The organism is Hafnia paralvei ATCC 29927, from assembly GCF_001655005.1.
Classification (GTDB): Bacteria; Pseudomonadota; Gammaproteobacteria; order Enterobacterales; family Enterobacteriaceae; genus Hafnia; species Hafnia paralvei.
The window spans coordinates 225,616-250,738 of the sequence record NZ_LXET01000046.1 but is presented as its reverse complement, the minus strand read 5'-3'; the positions used below and the strand labels follow the sequence as shown (position 1 = coordinate 250,738).

At 48.9% G+C, this 25,123-nt stretch carries 23 protein-coding genes; 9 read left to right on the top strand and 14 right to left on the bottom strand.

What is annotated here, in order from left to right:
- Window positions 1–294: 294 nt before the first annotated feature.
- A complete protein-coding gene (locus tag M988_RS14810) occupies window positions 295–1,320 on the top strand; it encodes a GGDEF domain-containing protein (protein WP_061060328.1) in 1,026 nt (341 codons plus the stop codon).
- Window positions 1,321–1,485: 165 nt separating this feature from the next.
- The gene (locus M988_RS14805; RefSeq protein WP_224452301.1) at window positions 1,486–3,915 is read left to right on the top strand and encodes a bifunctional diguanylate cyclase/phosphodiesterase; all 2,430 of its coding nucleotides are present in this window, start codon (window positions 1,486–1,488) and stop codon (window positions 3,913–3,915) included.
- Window positions 3,916–4,006: 91 nt separating this feature from the next.
- Here the strand turns inward: M988_RS14805 and paaY are convergent, their stop codons facing one another.
- The 13 genes from paaY to paaA form a co-directional block, all read right to left on the bottom strand.
- A complete protein-coding gene (gene paaY, locus M988_RS14800) occupies window positions 4,007–4,603 on the bottom strand; it encodes a phenylacetic acid degradation protein PaaY (RefSeq protein WP_039187273.1) in 597 nt (198 codons plus the stop codon).
- Window positions 4,604–4,615: 12 nt separating this feature from the next.
- The gene (gene paaX, locus M988_RS14795; protein WP_008812648.1) at window positions 4,616–5,557 is read right to left on the bottom strand and encodes a phenylacetic acid degradation operon negative regulatory protein PaaX; all 942 of its coding nucleotides are present in this window, start codon (window positions 5,555–5,557) and stop codon (window positions 4,616–4,618) included.
- Between the two features lie 115 nt (window positions 5,558–5,672).
- Window positions 5,673–6,977 carry a phenylacetate--CoA ligase PaaK gene (gene paaK / locus M988_RS14790; RefSeq protein WP_039187269.1) on the bottom strand — a complete coding sequence of 435 codons (1,305 nt, stop codon included), beginning with the start codon at window positions 6,975–6,977 and terminating at the stop codon, window positions 5,673–5,675.
- An 80-nt stretch (window positions 6,978–7,057) separates the two neighbouring features.
- Complete coding sequence (pcaF, locus tag M988_RS14785; RefSeq protein WP_064574719.1) at window positions 7,058–8,263, bottom strand: 3-oxoadipyl-CoA thiolase; 1,206 nt, start codon at window positions 8,261–8,263, stop codon at window positions 7,058–7,060.
- Window positions 8,260–8,709 (bottom strand): hydroxyphenylacetyl-CoA thioesterase PaaI, encoded by a 450-nt coding sequence (paaI, locus tag M988_RS14780; RefSeq protein WP_008812651.1) that lies wholly within the window; start codon window positions 8,707–8,709, stop codon window positions 8,260–8,262. The genes pcaF and paaI overlap by 4 nt, the downstream gene beginning before the upstream one ends.
- A complete protein-coding gene (locus M988_RS14775) occupies window positions 8,706–10,262 on the bottom strand; it encodes a 3-hydroxyacyl-CoA dehydrogenase (RefSeq protein WP_064574717.1) in 1,557 nt (518 codons plus the stop codon). The genes paaI and M988_RS14775 overlap by 4 nt, the downstream gene beginning before the upstream one ends.
- Window positions 10,263–10,264: 2 nt before the next feature.
- Window positions 10,265–11,071, bottom strand: a complete 807-nt coding sequence (gene paaG, locus M988_RS14770) for a 2-(1,2-epoxy-1,2-dihydrophenyl)acetyl-CoA isomerase PaaG (protein WP_039187259.1) — start codon at window positions 11,069–11,071, stop codon at window positions 10,265–10,267.
- Between the two features lie 4 nt (window positions 11,072–11,075).
- Window positions 11,076–11,849, bottom strand: a complete 774-nt coding sequence (gene paaF, locus M988_RS14765; RefSeq protein WP_064574715.1) for a 2,3-dehydroadipyl-CoA hydratase PaaF — start codon at window positions 11,847–11,849, stop codon at window positions 11,076–11,078.
- A 9-nt stretch (window positions 11,850–11,858) separates the two neighbouring features.
- On the bottom strand, window positions 11,859–12,917 hold the full coding sequence (gene paaE / locus M988_RS14760) for a 1,2-phenylacetyl-CoA epoxidase subunit PaaE (RefSeq protein WP_061060323.1): 1,059 nt from the start codon (window positions 12,915–12,917) through the stop codon (window positions 11,859–11,861).
- A gap of 15 nt (window positions 12,918–12,932) precedes the next feature.
- Window positions 12,933–13,442 carry a 1,2-phenylacetyl-CoA epoxidase subunit PaaD gene (gene paaD, locus M988_RS14755; protein ID WP_039187249.1) on the bottom strand — a complete coding sequence of 170 codons (510 nt, stop codon included), beginning with the start codon at window positions 13,440–13,442 and terminating at the stop codon, window positions 12,933–12,935.
- Between the two features lie 27 nt (window positions 13,443–13,469).
- Window positions 13,470–14,231, bottom strand: a complete 762-nt coding sequence (gene paaC, locus M988_RS14750) for a 1,2-phenylacetyl-CoA epoxidase subunit PaaC (protein ID WP_064574713.1) — start codon at window positions 14,229–14,231, stop codon at window positions 13,470–13,472.
- Window positions 14,232–14,240: 9 nt separating this feature from the next.
- Window positions 14,241–14,528, bottom strand: coding sequence for a 1,2-phenylacetyl-CoA epoxidase subunit PaaB (gene paaB, locus M988_RS14745; protein ID WP_004847152.1), 288 nt, complete (start codon window positions 14,526–14,528; stop codon window positions 14,241–14,243).
- Window positions 14,529–14,542: 14 nt separating this feature from the next.
- The gene (gene paaA, locus M988_RS14740) at window positions 14,543–15,487 is read right to left on the bottom strand and encodes a 1,2-phenylacetyl-CoA epoxidase subunit PaaA (protein WP_039187244.1); all 945 of its coding nucleotides are present in this window, start codon (window positions 15,485–15,487) and stop codon (window positions 14,543–14,545) included.
- Between the two features lie 319 nt (window positions 15,488–15,806).
- Here paaA and paaZ point away from each other — a divergent pair, with 319 nt between their 5' ends.
- The 4 genes from paaZ (at window position 15,807) to eno (ending at window position 22,065) form a co-directional block, all read left to right on the top strand.
- Window positions 15,807–17,879: a phenylacetic acid degradation bifunctional protein PaaZ gene (paaZ, locus tag M988_RS14735; protein ID WP_064574711.1), complete on the top strand. Its 2,073-nt coding sequence runs from the start codon at window positions 15,807–15,809 to the stop codon at window positions 17,877–17,879.
- Between the two features lie 71 nt (window positions 17,880–17,950).
- On the top strand, window positions 17,951–18,745 hold the full coding sequence (gene mazG, locus M988_RS14730; protein ID WP_020303890.1) for a nucleoside triphosphate pyrophosphohydrolase: 795 nt from the start codon (window positions 17,951–17,953) through the stop codon (window positions 18,743–18,745).
- Between the two features lie 294 nt (window positions 18,746–19,039).
- Complete coding sequence (gene pyrG, locus M988_RS14725; protein ID WP_004847142.1) at window positions 19,040–20,677, top strand: glutamine hydrolyzing CTP synthase; 1,638 nt, start codon at window positions 19,040–19,042, stop codon at window positions 20,675–20,677.
- 83 nt (window positions 20,678–20,760) lie between these two features.
- The gene (gene eno / locus M988_RS14720) at window positions 20,761–22,065 is read left to right on the top strand and encodes a phosphopyruvate hydratase (protein ID WP_008812661.1); all 1,305 of its coding nucleotides are present in this window, start codon (window positions 20,761–20,763) and stop codon (window positions 22,063–22,065) included.
- A gap of 123 nt (window positions 22,066–22,188) precedes the next feature.
- Here the strand turns inward: eno and M988_RS14715 are convergent, their stop codons facing one another.
- Window positions 22,189–22,416: an HP1242/YdcH family protein gene (locus M988_RS14715; RefSeq protein ID WP_004847134.1), complete on the bottom strand. Its 228-nt coding sequence runs from the start codon at window positions 22,414–22,416 to the stop codon at window positions 22,189–22,191.
- Window positions 22,417–22,770: 354 nt separating this feature from the next.
- Between M988_RS14715 and M988_RS14710 the strand changes: the two genes are divergently transcribed.
- The 3 genes from M988_RS14710 to M988_RS14700 all read left to right on the top strand — a co-directional run bounded on the left by M988_RS14710 (window position 22,771) and on the right by M988_RS14700 (window position 25,121).
- Window positions 22,771–23,541: a basic amino acid ABC transporter substrate-binding protein gene (locus tag M988_RS14710; RefSeq protein WP_061060320.1), complete on the top strand. Its 771-nt coding sequence runs from the start codon at window positions 22,771–22,773 to the stop codon at window positions 23,539–23,541.
- Between the two features lie 106 nt (window positions 23,542–23,647).
- Window positions 23,648–24,412 (top strand): amino acid ABC transporter permease, encoded by a 765-nt coding sequence (locus M988_RS14705; protein WP_008812664.1) that lies wholly within the window; start codon window positions 23,648–23,650, stop codon window positions 24,410–24,412.
- Complete coding sequence (locus M988_RS14700; protein WP_008812665.1) at window positions 24,399–25,121, top strand: amino acid ABC transporter ATP-binding protein; 723 nt, start codon at window positions 24,399–24,401, stop codon at window positions 25,119–25,121. Before M988_RS14705 ends, M988_RS14700 begins: the two co-directional genes overlap by 14 nt.
- Window positions 25,122–25,123: the final 2 nt, after the last annotated feature.

Sequence of the window (25,123 nt, the reverse complement as noted above, 5' to 3'; positions counted from 1 at the left end):
AATTCTCTTGTCAGCATATTCTCGCTAATAAAAATAACGATTCCTTATTAGACTGTTAATTCCCTGCATATTAGCCGTCTAAAATGTTATGTGTAGTCATATTCCTAATAACATAAAATAACAATGTTTTAGGAATCATCCTAAATTGGCATAATTAAATTATGCTTAATTGGATAATTATATCAACCTACATTATGATCAGGTTCTTATTTGGTGTGCGTGATTTTTAAATCTTGCATTACGAGAATAATCCTACTTGGTGAAGGTGCTCATGAGAGAATTCTGGTTTAGCTTATGAGTTCAGATAATTTCTTTTTTCGGCTAATAAGCCGAAGGCAAGATGTTGTCACGGTAATGCTGTTTGTCATTAGCGCAGCTTGCTTTACTCTTTTCTACTACAAAACAGAAACAACAGTAAATCAAATAGAGTTTCTGCTAAAGCTTTCAAACGCACGAAGTGACTTTATTTCTCTTGCGGCCTCATCTTTCAATAACATGGAGGATAGGGTAAATAATGAACAGCTTAAAGAGAGTGAACGACAAGCGTTACAGCTCAGCTATTCAAGCTATATCAAGTTACTGCATGAATATAATATTCCTGAAAAACTCAAAGAAAGTGAAGAGATCACCTCTAATAAATTATTAAATCATGTTATATCTGCCAAGGGCGGTAACGATAATATCATTGAGTTCCCTCAAAATACCCAGTGTTTTAGGATACTAATAGAAGAGTCACTGTGTAATATAGAGTCAGCGTTTCATTGGAAATTAATACTATTGATAATGATTCCGTTCTTGATTTCAATCGTTCGCACGTTGCATGGTCTTTATTATATTGATGTTTTCGAAAAATTGAACAAAGACTACTATATTGATTATTTAACAAAGGCCTATAATCGAAGATATATACCGAAAATAAAAAAACATAATAAATTAAACTATGTACTGGCCATTGATATCGATAATTTCAAGCACATCAATGATAGTTATGGGCATGACATTGGTGATAAAGCCTTATATAAGTGCACGAAAATCATGCAACGAAATATCAAAGCAAGCGACATAGTGGTAAGAATGGGAGGCGATGAGTTTTTGGTTTTCCTATTCAATGCTTCGTTACAGGATGCCAAACACATCACGACGAAAATTTTGCAAGATATTAACGGAGAAAGCTTGTATATATCAGAGCAGGTTACTGCAAAAATGACGGTTTCTGTTGGTGTCGCTAAATTTACAGACGATATTAGCACGACAATGAAACTGGCAGATGTTAACTTATATGAGTCGAAGAGTCGTGGTAAGAAGCAGTTCACATTCTGAGCATTAGTTTGCATGATAAAAAATAAATTGGCGTTTATAGAGAACTATTCCCTCAAAACTATCGTCCTATCCGTGTTCGTTTTTTTTACGACGTTTATGGTCATATTTATCCTGTATCTCCAATTTCAGCAGGAGAATCATGCTCTCAACCGTATGAGCGAGAAGGTGATTACGTCAAAAGGTGAAACGGTTAAAAGCATGCTTGAGCACTATATCAATGTGCCCAAGCAATCTAATGCTGCGGTAGCAACTTCGCTCAAGGCGATGGATTTTAGTGATCCAAACGATCAAATGCCCGTCATTAAAAGCATGCTGCTACAAACCATGGGGCAAATTTTTTCGGGCGATAAATATCTGAGTATGGTGGCGCTGGGAACGAAGGATGGTCACTATATCAGTGTTGGTAGGAATAATGTTACAGATAAAGAATATTTAATTCTAAAGTCGCGAGAAACCAAAGGAAAACTAAATTTTTACAATGGGTTATCGCAAAGTGAGGCGCCTAGAGAAAGCATTGCTAATTACGACGTTAGCCGTAGGCCGTGGTTCTCCTACGTCAATGAAAGCAAGAAAGCGACATGGACAAAAGCCTATCGCGATTTCAATTCAGACAGCGGTATTAGTATTTCTTACAGCTCGCCGGCCTATGATAAAAATAACCATTATATTGGTGTTATCTCTAGCGATCTGCGGCTGAGTCGATTTAGTCGCTACCTGATGGAACTTACTGAGAATGAAAACAACGTTATTTTCATTGTGAACGGTTCTAATCAGATCATCGCGTCCTCTAAAGACGATTTTCTTATCTCTGACACTTCTTTTGGTATTGCCGATCAAGAAGGCGGTGGACTGCTTTCGGTGATGGACTCAAGCGATCCGCTGATTAAGTCAACGGTGAAAATACTTCAAAATAGCCCGAGTGACGTGGAGAGAATAGAGTCTAATGGCTCGATGTTTTTCGGAAAAGTTATGCCTGTAGGCAATAACCTCAATTTGCCAGGCTGGCGTATTGTGATTCTGTCGGCTCAGGATGATTTAACCGGCGACCTTCGCAGTAACCGTATTATCACTATTATTCTCTCCTTTATCATTTTTGCTGTGGGTACCTTGATTGCGGTGAAGTTGCTCACGATGGTAACCAACCCGATATTAGATATTGCCCGACAGGCACCGTTGATTGCGCGAAGAAAGTGGAAGCCGCAGCTCAATAGTCAGGCACAATTTTCTGAAATCAGAGTGCTCAACTCTTCCTTTATGCAAATGTCAGATGAGTTAGAAGGTATGTTCCTTAAACTTGAGGAACAGCTTAATATCGATGAAGAAACTAAGCTGATGACGCGTAGAGGATTACAAGGCAAGCTGCGTGAATGCTATGAAGAGCGGAGTGATTTTACGATTGGTTTACTGGCGATTGTCGGACTGAGCAACTTCAACACTATCACCAGTAGTTTAGGTCGCAGATACGGTAAAGATTTTGTTTTACGTTTTATCCATGACCTACAAACTATTTTACCTGTTGGAACTTGGCTGGCTAGAGACGCTGACGAACGTTTTATTATTTGCTATCCGGGAATAAAAACACAGGATTTCTGTGTATCCGAGCAGCACAAATTCGAGCGTTTCTTTAGAGGGATGGATACCGAGCACGACACTGATGGACAAGTTTATGCAGGGAATACGGGCTTCGTTCATGACGTGATGAGTCCAGAGAATCTTAACGAAAGTATTATGGATGCGCATATCGCATTCAAATTCGCTCGCAGTAAAGGTAATGGCTACAGCATGTTGTTCCACTCAGATATTCGTGCTGAGGAAATCCGTAATATCAATATGCTGCGTCATTTGAAGAGTGCCCTGTCGCTGAACGAGTTTTTCTTGGTATTCCAACCCATTGTGAGTTTAACCACGCGCAATATTACAGGCGCCGAATGTCTTATTCGTTGGAGAAATGCTGAGCTTGGCATGGTTGGCCCCGATCTGTTTATTCCGTTGGCGGAAGATACCGGATTCATTGTTCCGCTAGGCGCTTGGGTGATTGAAAGTGCCTGCGCGCAGATAAGCCAAAAGCTGAGTGGCGGCGAGTGGCCAAGCGACTTCAAAGTGCATATCAATATTTCGTTAATACAGCTGATGCAACGCGACTTTATTCATACGCTGTTTAGCACGCTGGCACGCCACAACGTTGCACCACACAATATTTCCATTGAGATTACTGAAACCAGTATGATGAAAGAAACCGAAATTCTGACAACCACAATTAGAACAATTCGTGGAATGGGCGTTTCTATATCGATTGATGATTTTGGTTCTGGCTTCTCTAGCCTCTCTTATCTACACAAACTTGAGTTTGATACCTTAAAGATTGATAAAGATTTTGTTAGCGACGTGCTGGAAGACAGTCGCAATGAGTCAATTGTCTCGGCAGTCATCCGCCTTGCCGATGGTTTTAATGTTCCGCTGGTGGCTGAAGGTGTGGAAACGGCTGAGGTTGCGGATAAATTACAGGCAATGGGATGTCAAAAAGCCCAAGGATATTATTTTGCTCGACCGATGCCGCTCAGCGAATGGCCGGACATCGGGAAGACATTGCCATAATGGTGCAGAGGTATGTGTTAGGGCTCAGCTGCCATTATCTTGTATTCAGGCTTGGCACTATTGCGTTTAAGCCTGTTCGCAATTGGCGATGTTAAATTTGCCCTTTGGGCACAACATCGCCGCTAAAGCTCAAGCGCTTTCTATCGGGTTCTTCTTCACACAGCGGCGCGACTTCCCGCAATGTTTCTTGGCATCGAATAACCAGATCTTGATATTCACGCGTTCCCGCACGTTTCCAACTTAGCTCCTGTTCACCGAGTTCTCGCACCACGCGGGCAGGGCTGCCGACGACCAGCTTATTGCCATCAAATTTTGCGGCGGCTTTGACAAATGCGGCAGCACCGACAATGGTATTCTCACCGATATCGGCGCCATCCATGACCACCGCATTCATACCAACCAGTGCATTACGTCGAATTCGGCAACCATGCAAAATTGCGCCGTGACCAATATGCCCATCTTCTTCTACGACGGTATCCTGTTGGGGAAAACCGTGCATCACGCAGTTATCTTGAATATTCGCGCCGTCTTGCACTACGATGCGGCCGAAGTCGCCGCGCAAACTGGCATTTGGCCCGATGTAGACGCGTTTTCCGATAATCACATCACCAATCAGCACCGCTGTCGGGTGAACGAAACTGCTGGCGTCGACGACGGGGGTAAGGCCATCAATCTGATACACGGGCATTATTCTTTCTCCTCAGAGTGTAGAGTTTTCTCGCGGCAGTCCGCCAAAGCGGCGGTAATAGGCTGCGGCAGGCTGGGGAAGTTCACCGATTGTCGTTTCTGTTTTTTCACTCACATAGCGAGTAGCCTGAGAGTCAACACGTTGATAAATATTAATACACAGGTTGCGCGCAATTTGGCCTTCCCATTGATTGGGCAAAAGGGCATCTGGCAATAAAGGATCTTTAAGCACCACGCGGCGATAGTAGTGGATCAGCAGCAGTCGCAGTTGGAAACAGCGTTCCGGCGTGAGTTCCTCTTCTGTTGCGTCGCGAAGCAGAGCCATTAATGGACGGAACGAAGTAATAAATTCGTGATAATACTCAGCCACTTCGTTCAAGGACCAACTGGTTGAAACCAGTTCTTTGAGGCTTTGCTCTGAGCGGTTATAGGGATAATCAGCGCGGAAATAAATGGTAGATTCGCTGGCGTTTAGCTCCCCTAACATGGCGGGAACGTCATTTTGCTCACGTGCAGGTGCGGCCATCAGCGTTGCGTTCATTTGGCCAAAACCGAGCCAGCTCAGCGCTTTTTTCAGCCTCGCACGCTCGGTTTTACTCGCCATCTCGAGCAACAATAGATCCCACTGACCGTCCCACGCGGGCTGTTCACTCAGATAGATTTTACTTTCGGCGTGGCGAAATTGATTCATGCCGCGCTCCGTTACTCGGTAGTAGCTACGGCGGCCTATTTTCTCAACGTCTAGCCAGCCCTCTTTTTGCAGGCGAAAAACCGAGGTACGGACAAAGCGATCACCAAAGCCTAGCGGTTCGAGTAATGCACTCAGGCTCCCTAACCAGACCTCTCCCCCTCGATGGCTCAGCGCATCACCATAAAGAGAGATAATTAGAGAGGTGCCGCTGATCGGCTGAGCATCCAGCGCATGACGGATAAATTCGTCAATTTTATGTTCCATTATTTTCCACCGGCCAGTATTTGATGTGTCATCACAGTAGCATAACCGGATGAAAAATTGTGGCGCGATTGATAATCTCTCAGCCCCTCAAACTCGAGGAGCTGAGCATCATCACTCAGCGCTGGCGGCAATCTACAACGCGCACTGCTTTTCCTTCCGAACGCGGAATATCACCGCAGTTAACGATGCTCACCTGTGTACTTACGCCGACCATCGATTTGATATGATGGCGGAGTTGATGGCAGATATCGCACCGTTGATCGTGATTGAGTACGTTCGGTTCCTTCAGCTCAACTTTCACCGAAAGGTTATCCAGATTACCTTTGCGAGTGACTTCCAACTGATAATGTGGCGATAGCTCGCGGAATTTCATTATTTGTTCTTCGAGCTGAGATGGGAAAACGTTGACGCCGCGAATGATCAACATGTCGTCGGAGCGACCGGTGATTTTATCCATCCGACGCATGTGACGCGCGGTTCCCGGCAGCAAGCGAGTCAGATCTCGCGTGCGGTAGCGGATCACCGGCATCGCTTCTTTGGTCAGGGTGGTGAAGACGAGCTCGCCAGCTTCGCCATCGGGTAACACTTGGCAGCTGTCTGGATGGATGATCTCTGGGTAGAAATGATCTTCCCAGATCGTCGGGCCATCAGCATATTCGGCGCATTCCATCGCTACGCCCGGTCCCATCACCTCAGAGAGGCCATAAATATCAAGTGCCTTAATACCCATGCGGGTTTCAATTTCAGTGCGGAGAGAATCAGTCCAAGGCTCAGCTCCAAATATGCCTAAGCGTAGGGAACAGCCACGCGCATCGCCACCCATTTTTCGCTCGAGTTCATCTATTAATGTCAGGCAGTAAGACGGCGTTACCATAATCACGTCAGGTTTAAAATCGAGGATCAACTGGGCCTGCTTTTCTGTCTGCCCGCCGGACATGGGGATCACGGTCGCTCCAAGACGTTCTGCACCATAATGGGCCCCTAAACCGCCGGTAAATAAGCCATAGCCATAGGCAACGTGTATTTTATCCTTCGCCGTTGCACCTGCCGAACGTAGGCTGCGAGCCACAATATCCGCCCAGTTGTCGATATCCTGTTGGGTATAACCGACCACCGTAGGGCGTCCGGTTGTTCCTGATGAGGCATGTACGCGTACCACTTGTTCCATCGGCACCGCAAAGGTGTCGAAAGGATAGTTGTCACGAAGATCCTGTTTAGTGGTGTAAGGAAATTTTGCAATATCGCTCAACTGCTGGAAATCGTCAGGGTGAACGCCAGCGGCGTCAAATTTACGTTTGTACATCGGCACATTGTTATAGGCGTGATGCAGCGTCCATTTCATACGCTCAAGCTGTAGCGCTTGAATCTCATCACATGAAGCAAATTCAATCGGGTCAATGTGCGGTAAAGGGTTAGTCATGTGGCCATTCCTAATCGTCATATTATTAGTATTGAATAGCTCTCGCAGACTCTGAGTTGTAGGGAACAGAGAGGGAGAGATCAGACACGCTCTATAATCATGGCGATGCCTTGCCCTACGCCGATGCACATAGTGCAAAGAGCGTAACGACCGCCGCGCCGTTCCAGTTCAAAAGTAGCTGCTAGCGCTAAACGCGCTCCGCTCATGCCCAGAGGATGCCCCAGAGCAATGGCACCACCGTTTGGGTTTACGTGCTCGGCATCATCAGGCAAACCAAGCTGGCGCATGACGGCTAGCGACTGCGCGGCAAAAGCCTCATTTAGCTCAATCACATCCATTTGGTTAAGGCTCAACCCCGCTAACTCTAAGACTTTGCGTGTGGCAGGAAGAGGGCCGATACCCATAATGCGCGGTTCTACGCCACAGGTTGCGGTTGCAACGATACGTGCTCGCGGCGTTAACCCCTGCGTATGCGCCATCGATTCGGAAGCCACAATCAGTGCCGCTGCGCCGTCGTTGACTCCAGATGCATTGCCTGCAGTCACGCTGCCCGGCATTCGGAATGGTGTTTTTAGTTTTTGCAGTTGTTCAAACGTGGTTTCAGGACGTGGATGTTCATCTTGAGTGAAGCGAATCTCGGTGCCTTTTTTCCCATTCAGGATCACAGGAACAATTTCTTGAGCGAATACGCCCGCAGCCTGAGCGATGGCCGTACGTTGCTGGCTGCGTAGTGCAAAAGCGTCCTGATCGTCACGGCTGATATTGAACTGTGCGGCGACATTTTCGGCCGTTTCCGGCATTGAATCGATCCCGAATGCGCCTTGCATCAGAGGATTAACAAAACGCCATCCAATAGTAGTATCGAAAATCTGTGCTTGGCGGCTGAAGGCACTGTCAGCCTTACCCATCACGAGCGGTGCACGAGTCATCGATTCCGCACCGCCAGCCAGTATGAGCTGCGCATCGCCAGCTTTGATGCAGCGAGCCGCAAACGCCAGTGCATCAAGGCCAGAGCCGCATAGTCTATTGATGGTGGTACCGGAAACCGTCGTTGGCAAACCTGCTAATAATGCGGCCATACGCGCTACGTTGCGGTTATCTTCTCCCGCCTGATTAGCGCAGCCCAAGATCACATCGTCCACGCACGTCCAATCTAGCGACGGATAACGGACCATAAGTGCCTGAAGTGGGATTGCAGCCAAATCATCCGCGCGCAGATTCGCTAGCGCACCGGCGTAGCGGCCAATCGGGGTGCGAACGCCGTCGCAGATAAAAGCCTGACTCATGGCTGTTCTCCTTGCAGTTTTAAAAGGGTATGCCCAAGACGGTGTGCACGACCACGGAACCACGCTATGGTTTTGCCGTCCTGATTTCTGATTTCAACGTCGTATAGGCCGGTTTTGTTACCTTGATGGCGCACTTCTGCACAGGCGGTTAGACGATCGCCGCTAAAGCCAGGTCGGATGAAATCAATACTGCATCCTGAAGCAACGGCGGCAAGACCTTGGCTGTTACATGCATAGGCAAAAGCGGTGTCGGCAAGGCTGAATAACTGCCCGCCGTGACAGGTCTGATGCCCATTAAGCATATTTGGCATAATCGTCATGCTGACTTGAGCAAAGCCGCTGTCGACACGGTCGATGGTCATCCCCATCGCCTGCGCGCAGGTATCGTGGGTAAACATCTGCTCGGCACAACGCTGTGCCAACTGAGCCGGAGAGAGAGCGTTCATGGGATGAGATCCTGAGTTGCCGAGAAAGAAAGTGAAACGTAGCCCGCCGCTAATTGACGTAATAACGATGTTGGCCGGTAGCGGGGCTCGGCATAGAAGGCATTTAGGTTTTCTAACGTGGCGAGGATGTGCTGCCATCCGAGTTGTTGGCCCCAAGCCAGTGGCCCGAGCGGATAATTCACTCCACGGCACATAGCTAAATCGAGGTCTGCAGCGCTAGCGATCCCTTTATTCAGGGCATCTAACGCTTCGTTACACAGCATGGCGACGGTACGTAAAGTCAGCAGCGCCGGATAATCGGGCAGCACAATTACGTTCTTGCCTAGTGACTGTAAGAAGCGAATCACTAACGCAGTCTGCGCAGCCGTATTACAGCTGGCCGCACTGATGGTGATGACTGACGCTTGCTGATAGTTCGCGGAGAGATCGAACTGAACCACTGGTGTTCTCATTTCTTCGGCAACTTCAGAACTTAATTTACCTTTTGATAACATAAATGTAACTTCATCGAGGCGTAAAAAAGGAGCCGATTCAGCACTCTCTTTCTGTTCTTCAATGGCGATCCCATTTTGTTGCAACAGCGCCGCAAAATGAGGCAGAGAAGACCAGCATCCATGGGCGGTAATTCGCTGTGGTAAAGAGCCGTTTTCGATGCAGGAGAACGCCGGCGACTCTTGTATCGAGCTGCTATCGTAGCGGTAAAATCCGCGACCGCTTTTACGCCCTAAGTGACCCGCGTTGACTAATTCCTGTTGTACTAAAGAGGGTTGAAAACGGGGGTCATGGCCAAAGGCGCGAAAGACCGATTCAGTCACTGCATAATTCACGTCCTGGCCAATCAAATCGGTGAGCTGCAAGGGGCCCATGGCAAATCCACCGGCATCGCGCAAAGCAGCATCCAGCGTGGCAGGAGAGGCAACCTGTTCCTCTAACGCACGGAGCGTTTCTGCATAAAAAGGACGTGCTACACGGTTAACAATAAAACCTGGGGCAGACCGACATATCACCGGCTGCTTTTTCCATGCCACAGCGAGTTGCTGTAATAGATTGAGCGTTGCTTGCGTTGTTTCTAGCCCACGCACGATTTCAACTAACTTCATCACTGGGACGGGGTTAAAGAAGTGCAGTCCTGCCATGCGCTGTGGGTGTTTAAGCGCACTGGCGATAGCGGTAATCGAAAGCGAAGAGGTATTACTGGCAAATAACGTTTGTTGTGAACAGCTCGCTTCTAGATCGCGGAATAGGCTTTGCTTAACGTCCAAACGCTCGGCGATAGCTTCGATTGCCAAGGCGCATGGTGCTAATTCAGAGAGTGCGGTAACCACCTGAATGCGTTCGAGCAATTGTTCGGTGTAATTGGCATCGGCTTTGCCTGCCTCGACGCGCTGGCGTAGCCGTTGTTGCAATGTGGTAAGTGCCCGCGTTGAGGCTTCGACATTGACATCAAACAGCAACACGTTATGCCCTGCAGCGGCTGCTACTTGAGCAATACCGATTCCCATGGTTCCTGCGCCAATAACGGCAACGGGGCCTTGAAGGAGAGAAGATGACATGCTTATTTCCCCTTAAATTCAGGCTGACGTTTTTGGAAAAAGGCGCTTACACCTTCGCGGTAATCTTCGCTGCGTCCACCAAGGCGTTGTAGATCGCGTTCTAAATTGAGCTGTTGATCTAGGGTATTAGTGGCGGCGCTGTACATCGCTTTTTTAATCAACCCCAAACCATAGGTCGGCTGTGTCGCAAGGCGTTGAGCCAGTTCTTGGGTGTGGGCGGCCAACGCTTCAGACTCGACAACCTGCCAGATCATTCCCCACTCCAACGCCTGTTGGGCGCTGATTTTATCGCCTAACAGCGCCATTCCCATGGCGCGAGCATGACCCGCTAAACGGGGGAGGAACCAACTTCCACCTGAGTCTGGAACTAAGCCCAAACGACAAAAAGACTGAATAAAACTGGCGTTGTTGCTCGCAATGACGATATCGCAGGCCAGTGCAATGGCGGCTCCCGCCCCAGCAGCTACGCCGTTCACGGCGCAAACGATCGGCTTTGGTAAGGCTGTCATACGGCGGATCAGCGGGTTATAAAAACGTTCAACAGACAGGCCAAGATCGGGCGCAGCTTGTTCCACGCTGACGTTGCGATCGTTAAGATCTTGCCCGGCGCAGAAGCCGCGACCGGCACCGGTCAATAATACGCAACGCACGTTTTCATCTCGTTCGGCCATTTTTAGTGCGGCGCTGAGCTGACCGTGCATTTCATCGTTGAAGCTGTTTAAACGATCGGGACGATTCAAGGTGATCGTGAGAACGCCCGCCTCAATGTGAGTCAAAACCATGTTTTCTATTTCTATTGAAGAGGTCATAGGGCTAGCGTCCTTTAAATTTTGGTGAACGTTTTGCAAAAAAGGCCGCAATGCCTTCGGCGCGATCTTCTGTGCCTGACAGAGAAACAAACAGCTGACGTTCAAGATTAAGACCCTGAGTGAGCGTAGTTTCTTGGGCTGCTCTCAGTGCTGATTTCGCGGCACGCAGTGCCAGCGGAGACTGTTGGCTAATGCGTATGGCGATCTGTTGGGCGCGTTCTAACGTCAGTTCGGTAACGCAAATTTCGCTAACCAGTTTTGAATCCATTGCCTGTTGCGCGTTAATCGCTTCACCAGTGAGTACCATTTGGGATGCGAGAGATTTCCCGACGCTGCGCAGTAACCGTTGAGTGCCACCTGCGCCGGGGATAAGCCCCAGCGTGATTTCCGGTAGGCCAAAGCGTGCGTTTTCTCCGCAGATTACGATGTCGCAGGCCAGCGCCAGCTCACAGCCAGCGCCAAGTGCATAGCCATTGACCGCGGCGATAATCGGTTTGTTGATGGTGTTGAAACGCTGCCAAACCAGAGGGCGTTGGTCGATGATTGCGCTGGCAACCGTCTGCTGTTGGAGCTCGCGTAAATCGGCACCGGCAGCGAAACAGTGCTCAGAGCCGGTGATGACAACCGCGCCGATACTTTCATTGCGATCGGCCGTTTCTAAGTGCTGAACTAAGAGCTCGAGGCATTCGGTACTAAGGGCATTGCGTGCCTCTGGTCGATTAAGCGTCAGAGTTAATACGCGTTGCTGCTGGTGGCTTAAGATCCAATCGTTATTCATCGGTTTTCCTCAGACGTCGAAATCGAGAACCACGCCGTCGCCTTTTGGCCACGACTGGCAACTGAGGATGTAACCGGCGGCGAGCTGATCGGGTTCCAGACTGTAGTTAACGCCCATCTCCACTTCGCCGGCTTTGAGCTTGCATTTACAGGTGGCGCATACGCCCCCTTTGCATGCATAGGGCAAATCAGCGCCTTGGCGGAGTGCTGCATCAAGAATGCTGTCGTCTTGTGCGCTCATTGCAATATTCAAGCGACGGCCATCCAATTGAATGGCTACCAGAGTTTGTTCACGTTCACTGACGTTGGCGGGTCGGACATTGACGCCCGCGGTATTGAAGCGTTCGCTGTGAATGTGAGCCGCCGCCATTCCCGCTGCCTCTAGCGTCGTTTGTGCATCGTCCATCATGCTTTCAGGTCCGCAAATAAAGGCATGGTCAAAAACGCTAAAGTCGAGTAGAGATTTACCGATGCGGCTGAGATGTTCGCTGTCGATGCGGCCGCCCAGCAGCGGGCTATCCAGACTTTCTTGGCTGAACAGATAAAGAATGTGTAAGCGCTGTGGAAAACGATTTTTGAGATCGCATAACGCCTCTTTGAACATCACCGAGCGGCTGGTTCGGTTGCCGTAAATCAGGGTGAATTCGCTTTCAGCTTCGAGCAAAAGTGTGGTTTTGATGATCGAAAGCATCGGCGTAATACCGGAGCCTGCGGCAATGGCGAGGTAATTCCCGCGACGCTCGGCGCTGGGCTGATAGCCGAAGCGTCCCTGCGGCAGCATCACTTCGAGAGTGTCTCCCACGGCAAGTTGTTGATTGACGAAGGTGGAGAAACGCCCCTGATGAATGGCTTTGACGCCGATTTGCAAGATACCCTCCTGCGGAGAGCTACAAATGGAGTAGCAGCGACGGAGTTCTTCGCCATTCAAGTCAGCTTTCAGGGTTAAATGTTGACCTGGTTTGTAGTGATAATGCTGTTTTAGTTCGTCCGGCACCAGCAATGTGATGGCGACGGCATCGGGTGTTTCTCGCTCTATGGCGGCGATGCTTAAACGATGGAATACGGTCATTTTTTTATCGACCTCTTAAATACATTTGAAGTAATCGAACGGTTCAAGACACTGCTTGCAGCGGTATAAGGCTTTGCAAGCGGTAGAACCAAATTCGCTGACCTTCTGAGTGTCGTGACTGCCGCAGCGAGGACATTGAACCGTTTCGGTAGATAACGGTTTTTCACAGATCAGCCCTTGCGGCGGCGCAACGCCATATTCCCGCAGCCGATTTTTGGCTTCGGCGTTCATCCAGTCGGTGGTCCATGCTGGCGTCAGACAGATTTCAACCTTGACTGGCGAAAAGCCCGCCTCGGTCAGCGTTTCTTGAATTGCGCTAATTAAAAACTCGGTCGCGGGGCAGCCGGAATAGGTCGGGGTAAAGGTCACCAGCCAGCCCTTTTTTAAAGGCGTAACGCCGCGCACCATGCCGAGATCGGTGATCGAGAGCACTGGTAGCTCGGGATCGCTGATCGCGTGTAGGCATTGCCAGATCTGATGGATCTCTGGCGATTGCAGGTTTTCGAGTGGCTGACGTAGTTCCATGATGTTCTCCTATTCACCGCCAATGGATCACCAGCGACAATCGGGGTAGGCGCGTTGCAGAAACTGCATCTCGGCCAGCATGTATCCCAGATGTTCGGTGTGTTTCCCTTGCTTACCGCCACGTCGGTATGGCGCTTCTTCTGGGAGATGTAGCGTCGCTTCTTGCAGGGTTTGTTGTACGATCTGTAGCCACGGCGCGTGCAAACTCGCGGGATCAACGGCGATGCCCTGTTCGGCAAGTTGCAGCTCAAGTTCATCACTGAAAAACAGCTCGCCGGTGAAACGCCATAGCGCGTTAATGGCCTGCTGCATTTTTTGTTGGCTGAGTTCGGTACCATCGCCTAAGCGAATCATCCAGCCGCGGCTAAAGCGCAGGTGGTACTCCGCCTCTTTCAGCGACTTAGCGCTAATAGCCGCCAAGCGAGGATCGTGACTTTGGCTCAGCCCCTGATGCAGGAGGAAATGGTAGGTGTCGAGAAAAAACTGGCGTACCAACGTGTCGTTAAAACCGCCATTAGGCTGTTCAGCCAGTAGCAGATTTCGATACTCCAGATCGTCGCGGCCAAATGCCAAGCGATCTTCGTCGATATCCTCACCGGATAATTCCGCGGCGTAGCTGTAAAAATTGCGGGCCTGCCCGAGAAGATCTAGCCCAATGTTAGAAAGGGCTAAGTCAATCTCTAGCTCAGGCGCATGGCCGCACCAGGCGCATAGACGCTGAGCTAAAATCAGCGGTGTATCGGCCTGCCGCAGTACGTATTGAATGAGATCTTGATTCGAATGAGTCATGCTGGCGCCTTACATATTTTTGATGCCGTCAGGGATGGTATAGAAGGTCGGATGGCGATAGATCTTGTCGTCAGACGGATCAAAAAATGCAGCACGGTCTTCCGGCTGCGATGCCACTAAATGCTCTGATTTCACCACCCAGATTGAGCAGCCTTCGTTGCGTCGGGTGTAGGCGTCACGTGCGTTTTCCAACGCCATCTGATCGTCTGCGGCATGCAGACTGCCAACGTGACGATGCGCCAATCCCTGCTTGCTGCGGACAAATACTTCGTAAAGTGGCCAGTGTGCTTGATTCATGTTGCGTTCCTTGTTTATGCCGCCGTGGTATTGATGGCGGACTTTTCCGCATGAACTATTGCGGCTTCGCGTACCCAACTGCCTTCTTCCCACGCTCGACGTTTAGCGCTAAGACGCTCGTAGTTGCAGATACCTTGACCTTTGAGAACCTGATAGAACTCGCTCCAGTCGATTTCACCAAAGCGGTAGTGGCCGGTGGCTTCGTCCCAACACAGATCGTTATCTGGCGCGGTCATGCCAAGCGCTTCGAGTTGAGGCACGGTGTTATCCACGAATTTTTGGCGTAGCTCATCGTTGCTGTGGCGTTTGATTTTCCAAGCCATGCTTTGCGCACTGTGTGGGGAGTCACTGTCGTTGGGGCCGAACATCATAAGCACTGGCCACCAAAAGCGGTTGATGGAGTCTTGCAACATGGCGCGCTGTTCTGCGCTGCCATTGGCCAGCACGGTCACGGCTTCGTAACCTTGGCGTTGGTGGAAGCTCTCCTCTTTACACACTTTGATCATGGCGCGGGCGTAAGGGCCATAGGATGCTCGGCACAGTGCGACCTGATTGACGATAGCGGCGCCATCAACCAGCCAGCCAATCACACCGACGTCGGCCCAGCTTGGCGTTGGGTAGTTGAAGATAGAGGAGTATTTCATTTTGCCATCGAGCATCTTTTGGTAGATGTCCTGACGTGAACAGCCGAGAGTTTCAGCCGCGCTGTACAGGTATAAACCGTGTCCTGCTTCATCCTGTACTTTTGCCAGCAGTACTGCTTTACGGCGCAAACTGGGGGCACGAGTGATCCAGTTGGCTTCGGGCAGCATGCCGATAACTTCGGAATGCGCATGCTGTCCGATTTGGCGGATCAGGTTTTGTCGATAGGCATCAGGCATCCAATCTTTGGCTTCTATCGACGTATCAGCGGCAATTTTTTCATCGAAAAGAGCCTGATGTTGGGCGTTATGGGTCATTACGTCCTCACTTAATGATTCAAATATTTTTGATGTTAAGTTAAATTGCGAATCACTTTCAATAACTCAAAAGCTACATCCTGATAACACAAAGATCAAACATCTATTTTTGCTATTTGTCGTACAGCTCACAGGGTGTTTATTTTTGTTATTAAATAACAATGTCTTATTTTTATTGTTTGGTGTGTGAATGATTAAGGTGTATGGCTTTGAATATGGATTGTTTCTGTTTTGTTAAAATAATGACTGGCAAATAGCTAAAATGATGTGATACATCTACGTTAACAAATATGCCTTAAAGTGAAGCTTGGAGGGTGGGATGCAGCAGTTAACCAGTTATATTTCAGGTGCCTGGGTTTACGGACAGGGGAAAGAGCGCGCGATCCAGCATGCTGTGAGTGGCACAACGTTGTATCAGGTGTGTTCGGATGGATTGCCTCTGAAAGACAGCCTGAACTATGCCCGTCAGATCGGCGGCAAAGCGCTGTCTGCGATGACGTTCCAGCAGCGTGCTCAAATGATGAAGGCGATCGCAAAACACCTGTTAGCCAACAAAGAATCGCTGTATCAAATATCGGCTGAAACAGGGGCCACGCACGCTGATGGTTGGGTAGATATCGAAGGTGGGATTGCTACGCTGTTTGCCTATGCAGGTTTAGCTGGGCGTGAACTTCCAGACGATACTCTGTGGCCTGAAGACGAACTCATTCCCCTGTCTAAACAGTCTCAATTTGCGGCTCGTCATGTTCTCACTTCACGTCCAGGCGTGGCACTGCATATCAACGCATTTAATTTTCCTTGTTGGGGAATGCTAGAAAAATTGGCTCCGACGTGGTTAGCGGGAATGCCGGCGATTATTAAACCAGCCACGGCATCGGCGCAGCTGACACAGGCGATGGTTAAACTGATTATTGACAGTGGGTTGGTGCCAGAGGGCGCAATACAGCTGATCTGTGGAGGTATTGGCGATATTTTCGAGCATCTTGATTATCATGATGCGGTGACTTTCACCGGCTCTGCGCAGACGGGAAAGACGTTGCGTTCACATCCTCGATTGCTGGAAAAATCAATCGCTTTCACCATGGAGGCAGATTCGCTTAACTGCTGCATTTTAGGCGAAGATGTCACGCCAGATATGCCAGAGTTCGCCATTTTTATTAAAGAAGTGGTGCGAGAGATGACCACTAAAGCGGGGCAGAAGTGTACCGCTATTCGCCGCGTTATCGTCCCAGCAGCACAAATGGAAGCCGTACAACACGCATTGCTTAAGCGCCTGAGTGGCGTGACCGTGGGCGATCCGGCTAACCCAGAGGTGCGCATGGGGGCGCTGATTAACCTTGAACAGCGTGACGATGTGCAGGAAAAGGTTGATGACCTCCTGCATAACGGCTGTGAGCCGCTGTGCGGTGGCTCGCTTTCAGCTCTAAAACTGACTGGAACCGGTGCGGAAAATGGCGCCTTTTATCCACCAACCCTGCTTTACTGTGCCGATCCTTTTCATCACCTAACGGTGCATAACACTGAGGCATTTGGGCCGGTAGCAACGTTGATGCCTTATCAGAATAGACAACAGGCGATTGAACTAGCGTTGCTTGGGCAGGGGAGTTTGGCCGGATCTCTGGTGACGGCTGATGAACGAATCGCTGCGGAAGTGATCCGCGCTACGGCCTGCGCTCACGGTCGTATGCTGATTTTGGATCGAAACTCGGCGGTGGAGTCAACAGGACACGGTTCGCCATTACCGATGCTGGTGCATGGTGGCCCTGGACGTGCGGGCGGTGGCGAAGAGCTCGGTGGTTTGCGAGCGGTAAAACATTATATGCAGCGTACTGCGATCCAAGGCAGCCCAAGCATGTTGGCGTCGATTGGCCGCGAATGGGTTCGCGGTGCTAGCGTGATAGAAGAACAGGTACATCCGTTCCGTAAATATTTTGAACAGTTGTCGATTGGTGAAAGTCTGCTGACTGCGCGTCGTACGATTACTGAAGCGGATATCGTTAATTTTGGCTGCCTGAGCGGTGACCATTTTTACGCACATATGGATAAAATCGGTGCCGCAGAATCGCTATTTGGTGAGCGCGTAGCGCACGGATATTTTGTGGTTTCGGCTGCCGCTGGGTTATTTGTCGATCCGGGAGTGGGGCCGGTGATTGCTAACTACGGCATGGAAAACCTGCGCTTTATCGAACCTGTTAAAATCGGCGATACCATTCAGGTGCGATTAACCTGTAAGAAAAAAATCAAAAAAGTACAAAAAACGGCTGAAGACAAACCGCACGGCGTGGTGGTGTGGGATGTGCAGGTACTGAATCAGCATCAGCAACCGGTGGCGCTCTATAGCATTTTAACTCTGGTAGCGCGCCAAAACGGTGACTTTATCCCTTCAGCTTAAGTCCGTAAGATAGTCAGCACAGAAACCGCCGCATTGTGTGGCGGTTATTTATTCGACCTGAGAGCTGCACTATGACTTCTTCCCCGATGCAACGCCTGCTAACTATCATGCAAACCCTGCGCGACCCTGAGCGTGGCTGCCCGTGGGATCAGAAGCAAACTTTTGCCACTATTGCGCCTTATACACTGGAAGAAACTTACGAAGTGCTTGATGCGATTCAGCGTGAAGATTTCAAAGACTTACGTGAAGAGCTAGGCGACCTGTTATTCCAAGTGGTGTTTTATGCTCAAATGGGGCAGGAGCAAGGGCTATTTAATTTTGACGACGTCTGCAACGCAATCAGCGACAAGCTGGAGCGCCGTCATCCACATGTGTTTGCCACTGAGCATCATGAGAGCGCGGAAGCCTCTTTGGCGCGTTGGGAACAGCGTAAGGCTGAAGAGCGGGCAGAAAAAGATCTCAGCTCTTCCATGGATGATATTCCTAACGCGTTACCTGCGCTGATGAAGGCTTACAAAATCCAAAAACGCTGCGCTGCCGTAGGATTCGATTGGGATACCTTAGGGCCTGTGCTGGACAAAGTGTATGAAGAAATCGACGAGGTGATGGATGAGGCACAGCAGGCGGTTGTGGACGAAGAAAAATTGGGTGAGGAAATTGGCGATCTGTTGTTTGCTACGGTGAATCTTTCTCGTCACTTAGGTCATAAGGCTGAAAATGCTTTGCAGGCCGCAAACCGTAAGTTTGAACGCCGCTTCCGCGCCGTTGAGGATGCGGTTCGAGCTTCAGGTAAAACCATGGAGGAAGCGACGCTGGATGAAATGGAAGCACATTGGCAGCAGGTGAAAAAGGCTGAAGCTAAATAGCTAAAAATTTGTTTCTGAGCTGAACGAATCAGCCGTATAGCGGTAGATTTGTTCAGTGTGAGTTGTTATGCGTTTTAACAAATTTCGCCTGATATCGCCCGTTTATTGGTTTTTTTTGCCAATGAAAATTTTATCCGATTGTAATTAAACGAATAAATCAATTTAGTCATACCTTTTACCCCAAACAAATATGACTTAGGTGCGGAGATCGTTTGTGGCAAATGAAAGGTTCGGGTATACTACTGTCCCGTCTTGGTTCTTCCATCGTCTTTAAACCTAACTCTCAGGTTCAGCATGACAACTAATTATATTTTTGTGACCGGCGGGGTTGTATCCTCTCTGGGTAAAGGCATTGCCGCAGCCTCTCTGGCGGCTATTCTTGAAGCCCGTGGCCTCAACGTAAGCATGATGAAACTGGATCCGTATATCAACGTCGATCCGGGCACCATGAGCCCTATCCAGCACGGGGAAGTTTTCGTAACCGAAGACGGCGCAGAAACCGATCTGGACTTAGGTCATTACGAACGTTTCATCCGTACCAAAATGTCCCGCCGCAATAACTTTACCACTGGTCGCATCTACTCTGATGTGCTGCGTAAAGAGCGTCGTGGTGACTATCTGGGCGCGACCGTTCAGGTTATTCCTCATATCACTAATGCAATCAAAGAACGCATCCTTGAAGGTGGCGAAGGTCACGATGTGGTTTTGGTTGAAATCGGCGGTACCGTCGGTGATATCGAATCCTTGCCATTCCTCGAAGCTATTCGCCAGATGGCGGTAGAAGTAGGTCGCGAGCACACCATGTATATGCACCTGACTCTGGTGCCTTATATGGCTGCGGCTGGCGAAGTGAAAACCAAGCCTACACAGCACTCTGTTAAAGAGCTTCTGTCTATCGGTATTCAGCCAGACGTACTGATTTGCCGTTCAGATCGTGCTGTTCCTGCGAATGAACGCGCAAAAATTGCGCTATTCTGTAACGTTCCTGAGAAAGCCGTTATTTCTCTGAAAGACGTTGATTCTATATATAAAATTCCAGGCCTCTTGAAATCTCAGGGACTTGATGATTACATTTGTAAACGATTCAGCTTAAACTGTCCGGAAGCAAATCTGGCAGAATGGGAACAGGTGATTTACGAAGAAGCCAATCCTGGTGGTGAAGTAACCATTGGTATGGTCGGTAAATACATCGAATTGCCGGATGCTTATAAGTCAGTCATCGAAGCGTTGAAGCACGGTGGACTGAAAAATCGCGTGACCGTGAATATCAAGCTGATCGACTCGCAAGATGTTGAGACCAAAGGCGTTGAACTGCTGAAAGGTCTGGATGCGATTCTGGTACCGGGCGGCTTCGGCTACCGTGGTATCGAGGGTAAAATCGCCACTGCACGCTATGCACGTGAAAATAACATTCCATATCTGGGCATTTGTCTGGGTATGCAGGTTGCCCTGATGGAGTTTGCCCGTAACGTGGCAGGCATGCCTGATGCGAACTCTACCGAGTTTGTACCAGACTGCAAATATCCGGTTGTTGCGCTGATTTCAGAATGGCGTGACGAAGAAGGCAACGTTGAAGTACGTACAGAAGAAAGTGACTTGGGTGGCACGATGCGTCTGGGTGGACAACAATGTAATCTGGTCGAAGGCAGTTTAGTTCGTCAGATGTATGGTTCACCGACAATTGTAGAACGTCATCGCCATCGCTATGAAGTAAACAATATGCTGTTGAAACAGATTGAAGATGCGGGTCTACGTGTGACCGGTCGCTCTGCAGATAACAAGCTGGTGGAGATTATCGAGTTGCCAAACCATCCGTGGTTTGTGGCCTCTCAGTTCCACCCAGAGTTTACTTCTACGCCGCGTGATGGACATCCGTTGTTCGCAGGTTTTGTTAAAGCGGCCGGTGAGTACCAGAAGCGTCAGGCAAAATAAGTGAATATACTGGTGGGCGCGGAACATGGGTTCCGCGCCTGTCGTCTGGAGTTTTTAGTTTAACTTGTATCGAGGAAAACCTAATGTCCAAAATCGTTAAAGTCATTGGTCGCGAAATCATCGACTCACGCGGAAACCCAACTGTAGAAGCTGAAGTTCATCTGGAAGGCGGCTTTGTAGGTATGGCTGCTGCACCATCAGGTGCTTCAACAGGTTCCCGTGAAGCGCTGGAACTGCGTGACGGTGACAAATCCCGTTTCATGGGTAAAGGCGTACTGAAAGCCGTTGCCGCTGTAAACGGCCCAATCGCTCAGGCGGTTATGGGTAAAGATGCGAAAGACCAGGCTAACATCGATAAGATCATGATCGATCTTGATGGTACAGAAAACAAATCCAAGTTTGGTGCTAACGCCATTCTGGCTGTTTCTCTGGCTGCTGCTAAAGCTGCTGCTGCCTCTAAAGGCCTGCCGCTGTATGCGCACATCGCTGAACTGAACGGCACTCCAGGCAAATATTCTATGCCTCTGCCTATGATGAACATCATCAACGGTGGCGAACATGCCGACAACAACGTCGACATTCAGGAATTCATGATCCAGCCTGTTGGCGCTAAAACTCTGAAAGAAGCGGTTCGCATCGGTTCTGAAGTGTTCCACAACCTGGCTAAAGTGCTGAAGTCTAAAGGCATGAACACTGCTGTTGGTGACGAAGGTGGCTATGCGCCAAACCTGGGCTCTAACGCAGAAGCTCTGGCTGTTATCGCTGAAGCGGTTAAAGCTGCAGGTTACGAGCTGGGTAAAGACGTTACTCTGGCTATGGACTGTGCTGCTTCTGAATTCTACAAAGACGGTAAATACGTTCTGGCTGGCGAAGGCAACAAAGCTTTCACTTCTGAAGAGTTCACCCACTTCCTGGAAGAACTGACCAAACAGTACCCAATCGTTTCTATCGAAGACGGTCTGGACGAATCTGATTGGACTGGCTTCAAATACCAGACCGACGTTCTGGGTAACAAAATCCAGTTGGTCGGTGATGACCTGTTTGTAACCAACACCAAGATCCTGAAAGAAGGTATCGAAAAAGGTGTTGCTAACTCTATCCTGATTAAATTCAACCAGATTGGTTCTTTGACCGAAACTCTGGCTGCAATCAAAATGGCTAAAGATGCGGGTTACACTGCCGTTATCTCTCACCGTTCAGGTGAAACTGAAGATGCTACCATTGCTGACCTAGCTGTTGGTACCGCTGCAGGCCAGATCAAAACAGGTTCTATGAGCCGTTCTGACCGTGTTGCTAAGTACAACCAGCTGATTCGTATCGAAGAAGCTCTGGCTGCTGCCGGTACTCCAGCTCCGTTCAACGGTCTGAAAGAAGTTAAAGGCCAGTAATTCGTTACTGAGCACTAAGCTTCATGAAAAAACCCGCCAATTGGCGGGTTTTTTCTATTCTGCGTAAATAAAGTGTCTGCGTAAAACAAAGCGTTTGCGCCAATAAAGCCGCTTGGGTTGCTATCAGGTTGTCGCTTCGTCTTCATACGATTTCAGGATTTGATAGAGCTCATCTTTTAATCTGAGCTTTTCCCTCTTCATGCTTGCAATTTGCTCATTGAACGGCGCTCTTGGCTGGTTCTCGGCCCTTCGAATGGTATGATCCAATTGGTTATGCTCATGAAAGAGCGTGGCAAAACGGACGTCTTCTGTTTTCAGTCTTGAGATGAGATCTCGATACTCTGGGAACATATGCACTCCTTTTTGTCAAAACCTAGTATGACTATGCCACAAAAAATCTGTTTATTTTGCAATCGATCTCTCAAGATGTTCGATAAAGCGTAAAGTTATGTCTGGATCCCAGCCTTGAAAGAGGAGCCTGAAATTCCTCTAATCCGAATAAAACGTGGTTAACTTACTCCCGCGTGAAATCTCCTTCTGTTATACAAACTCTCTGCAACAGCCAATGCTTAAATGTGATCAATGACTGAATTTTTATTCTAATGGTTTGGTTTTATGCCTAATGGTATTGAGTTGGTATGCTTTGTTGTGTATTTTTATGCATTAAAACTGCATAAATAAAAAACCTAACATCAGGGGACAGACATGTTGAAGAAGATGATATTGGCCGGATGCTTTGCAGCGGCAATGGTGAGCGGCATGACAATGGCGGCACAACAGACTTACGTTGTGGGTTCCGGTGGCACCTACCGTCCGTTCGAGTTTGAAAATAGCCAAAAGCAGCTGGAAGGTTTTGATATCGATATCATCAAAGCGATCGCTAAAGCTGAAAATTTTGATATCAAACTGGTTAACACGCCATGGGAAGGCATTTTTGCCACTTTGAGCTCAGGTGACCGCGACATCATTATTTCCGGTATCACTATTACAGACAAACGTCAGAAAATGGTTGATTTTTCTACGCCATATTTCCCTGCTGAGCAGTCTATTGTGGTGCCTAGCGGCTCTAAGGTGGATTCAGTGAATGCGCTAAAAGGGCAGAAAGTTGGGGTGGTGAATTCTAGCACCGGCGATATCGTGGTATCCGATGTATTGGGAAAAAATAGTACAGATATCAAACGGTTTGATAATACGCCGCTGATGTTGCAGGAACTGTATGAAGACGGTTTGGGTGCTGCCGTGGGGGATGTAGGCGTGGTGAAATACTACATTAAGAACCATCCAGAGAAAGAGTTCAAATTGGTGCCCGATAGCAAATTTGAACGCCAGTATTTTGGTATTGCAGTAGCAAAAGGGAATCAGGAGCTGTTAGGCAAAATTAACGCTGGCCTGCAAAAAATCGTTGCCGATGGTACTTACGCCAAAATCTATACCCAGTGGTTTGATGCTAACGTTCCCGTTCTTCCTACCAAATAAACCGCTTGTGTTGCGCTCATCAACGGGCGCAACAGCCTTTCACGATAAACAGGATTGTTGTGACTGTTGTAATAAATAAAAAAGCTGCAATGAACAGGAAAGCTGTATGACCGGATTCCGTTGGGAAATCATTCAGGAATATGCCCCGCTGTTTGCTGAAGGCGCGTGGATGACCATCAAATGCACGATTATATGCGTGATTTTAGGGACGCTGTGGGGGCTCACGTTAGGTTTAGGGCGGATGGCAAAGGCAGAAAACGGCCCGTGGCGCATCGTGCTGCGTTATTTTGTGCAGTGGCCAGTACGCGTCTACGTAAGTGCTTTCCGTGGCACCCCGTTGTTTGTGCAAATTATGGTGGTGCATTTTGCACTGGTTCCGCTGTTGATAAACCCGCGTGACGGCGTATTGGTTACCAGCGGGCTGATGTCGGCTGATTTCGCCCGTATGCTACGTTCAGATTACGGCGCGTTTCTCTCTTGTATTGTGGCGATCACACTCAATGCGGGCGCGTATGTATCAGAAATATTCCGTGCAGGGATACAGTCAATCGATCACGGACAGATGGAGGCATCTCGTGCACTAGGAATGAGCTGGGGCAAAACCATGCGCAAAGTGATTTTGCCGCAGGCGTTCCGACGCATTCTGCCACCGCTAGGCAACAACGCGATTGCGATCGTCAAAGATTCCTCACTGGCATCGGCGATAGGATTAGCTGATTTGGCCTACGCTGCGCGGACAGTCTCTGGTGCCTACGCCACTTATTGGGAACCCTATCTAACAATTTCAGTGATTTACTGGATGCTAACGTTCATCCTGTCGCTGCTGGTGCAACATATGGAAAAGAGGTTGAGCAAAAGTGATTCACGTTGATAACTTGCAGAAACAGTTTGGCGAAACACACGTGCTACGTGGGATTTCCTGTGAGATTAAGCCGCAAGAAGTCGTGTGTATCATTGGTCCGTCAGGCTCGGGAAAAAGTACCTTTTTACGTTGTTTGAATGCGCTAGAGAAGCCTGACGGCGGGGAAGTGTCGGTGAACGGCTTTGACGTTCACAACCCTAAAACCAATTTGAATAAAATGCGCGAAAGCGTAGGCATGGTGTTTCAGCGTTTTAACCTATTTCCACACATGACAGTGTTGGATAACCTGATTATGGCACCAATGTCGGTAAAAGGGATGTCTCGCGCCGATGCGCTAAAACGTGCAGAAATTTTGCTGGATAAAGTGGGTTTGCTCGACAAAATTGATGCGTGGCCTGCGAGTTTGTCCGGTGGACAGCAGCAGCGCGTGGCTATCGCCCGTTCAATGGCGATGGATCCTTCTATTATTCTCTTTGATGAACCCACGTCTGCGCTCGATCCTGAATTGGTTGGCGAAGTGCTGGAAGTGATGAAAAAACTGGCGCAGGAAGGGATGACAATGGTGATTGTGACGCATGAAATGGGGTTTGCCCGTGAAGTGGCCGATCGCGTAGTGTTCATTGATCAAGGCATTATTCAGGAGCAGGGCACGCCGGAACAAATCTTCACTGCGCCACAAAACCCACGCACGGCGGCATTTTTGAGTAAGGTGCTGTAGCG

Excerpts from the sequence above, each read along its gene's own strand:
- M988_RS14810 (WP_061060328.1), top strand. The coding sequence starts at position 295 with ATGAGTTCAGATAATTTCTTTTTTCGGCTAATAAGCCGAAGGCAAGAT.
- paaY (WP_039187273.1), bottom strand. The coding sequence starts at position 4,603 with ATGCCCGTGTATCAGATTGATGGCCTTACCCCCGTCGTCGACGCCAGC.
- paaX (WP_008812648.1), bottom strand. The coding sequence starts at position 5,557 with ATGGAACATAAAATTGACGAATTTATCCGTCATGCGCTGGATGCTCAG.
- paaK (WP_039187269.1), bottom strand. The coding sequence starts at position 6,977 with ATGACTAACCCTTTACCGCACATTGACCCGATTGAATTTGCTTCATGT.
- pcaF (WP_064574719.1), bottom strand. The coding sequence starts at position 8,263 with ATGAGTCAGGCTTTTATCTGCGACGGCGTTCGCACCCCGATTGGCCGC.
- paaI (WP_008812651.1), bottom strand. The coding sequence starts at position 8,709 with ATGAACGCTCTCTCTCCGGCTCAGTTGGCACAGCGTTGTGCCGAGCAG.
- M988_RS14775 (WP_064574717.1), bottom strand. The coding sequence starts at position 10,262 with ATGTCATCTTCTCTCCTTCAAGGCCCCGTTGCCGTTATTGGCGCAGGA.
- paaG (WP_039187259.1), bottom strand. The coding sequence starts at position 11,071 with ATGACCTCTTCAATAGAAATAGAAAACATGGTTTTGACTCACATTGAG.
- paaF (WP_064574715.1), bottom strand. The coding sequence starts at position 11,849 with ATGAATAACGATTGGATCTTAAGCCACCAGCAGCAACGCGTATTAACT.
- paaE (WP_061060323.1), bottom strand. The coding sequence starts at position 12,917 with ATGACCGTATTCCATCGTTTAAGCATCGCCGCCATAGAGCGAGAAACA.
- paaD (WP_039187249.1), bottom strand. The coding sequence starts at position 13,442 with ATGGAACTACGTCAGCCACTCGAAAACCTGCAATCGCCAGAGATCCAT.
- paaC (WP_064574713.1), bottom strand. The coding sequence starts at position 14,231 with ATGACTCATTCGAATCAAGATCTCATTCAATACGTACTGCGGCAGGCC.
- paaB (WP_004847152.1), bottom strand. The coding sequence starts at position 14,528 with ATGAATCAAGCACACTGGCCACTTTACGAAGTATTTGTCCGCAGCAAG.
- paaA (WP_039187244.1), bottom strand. The coding sequence starts at position 15,487 with ATGACCCATAACGCCCAACATCAGGCTCTTTTCGATGAAAAAATTGCC.
- paaZ (WP_064574711.1), top strand. The coding sequence starts at position 15,807 with ATGCAGCAGTTAACCAGTTATATTTCAGGTGCCTGGGTTTACGGACAG.
- mazG (WP_020303890.1), top strand. The coding sequence starts at position 17,951 with ATGACTTCTTCCCCGATGCAACGCCTGCTAACTATCATGCAAACCCTG.
- pyrG (WP_004847142.1), top strand. The coding sequence starts at position 19,040 with ATGACAACTAATTATATTTTTGTGACCGGCGGGGTTGTATCCTCTCTG.
- eno (WP_008812661.1), top strand. The coding sequence starts at position 20,761 with ATGTCCAAAATCGTTAAAGTCATTGGTCGCGAAATCATCGACTCACGC.
- M988_RS14715 (WP_004847134.1), bottom strand. The coding sequence starts at position 22,416 with ATGTTCCCAGAGTATCGAGATCTCATCTCAAGACTGAAAACAGAAGAC.
- M988_RS14710 (WP_061060320.1), top strand. The coding sequence starts at position 22,771 with ATGTTGAAGAAGATGATATTGGCCGGATGCTTTGCAGCGGCAATGGTG.
- M988_RS14705 (WP_008812664.1), top strand. The coding sequence starts at position 23,648 with ATGACCGGATTCCGTTGGGAAATCATTCAGGAATATGCCCCGCTGTTT.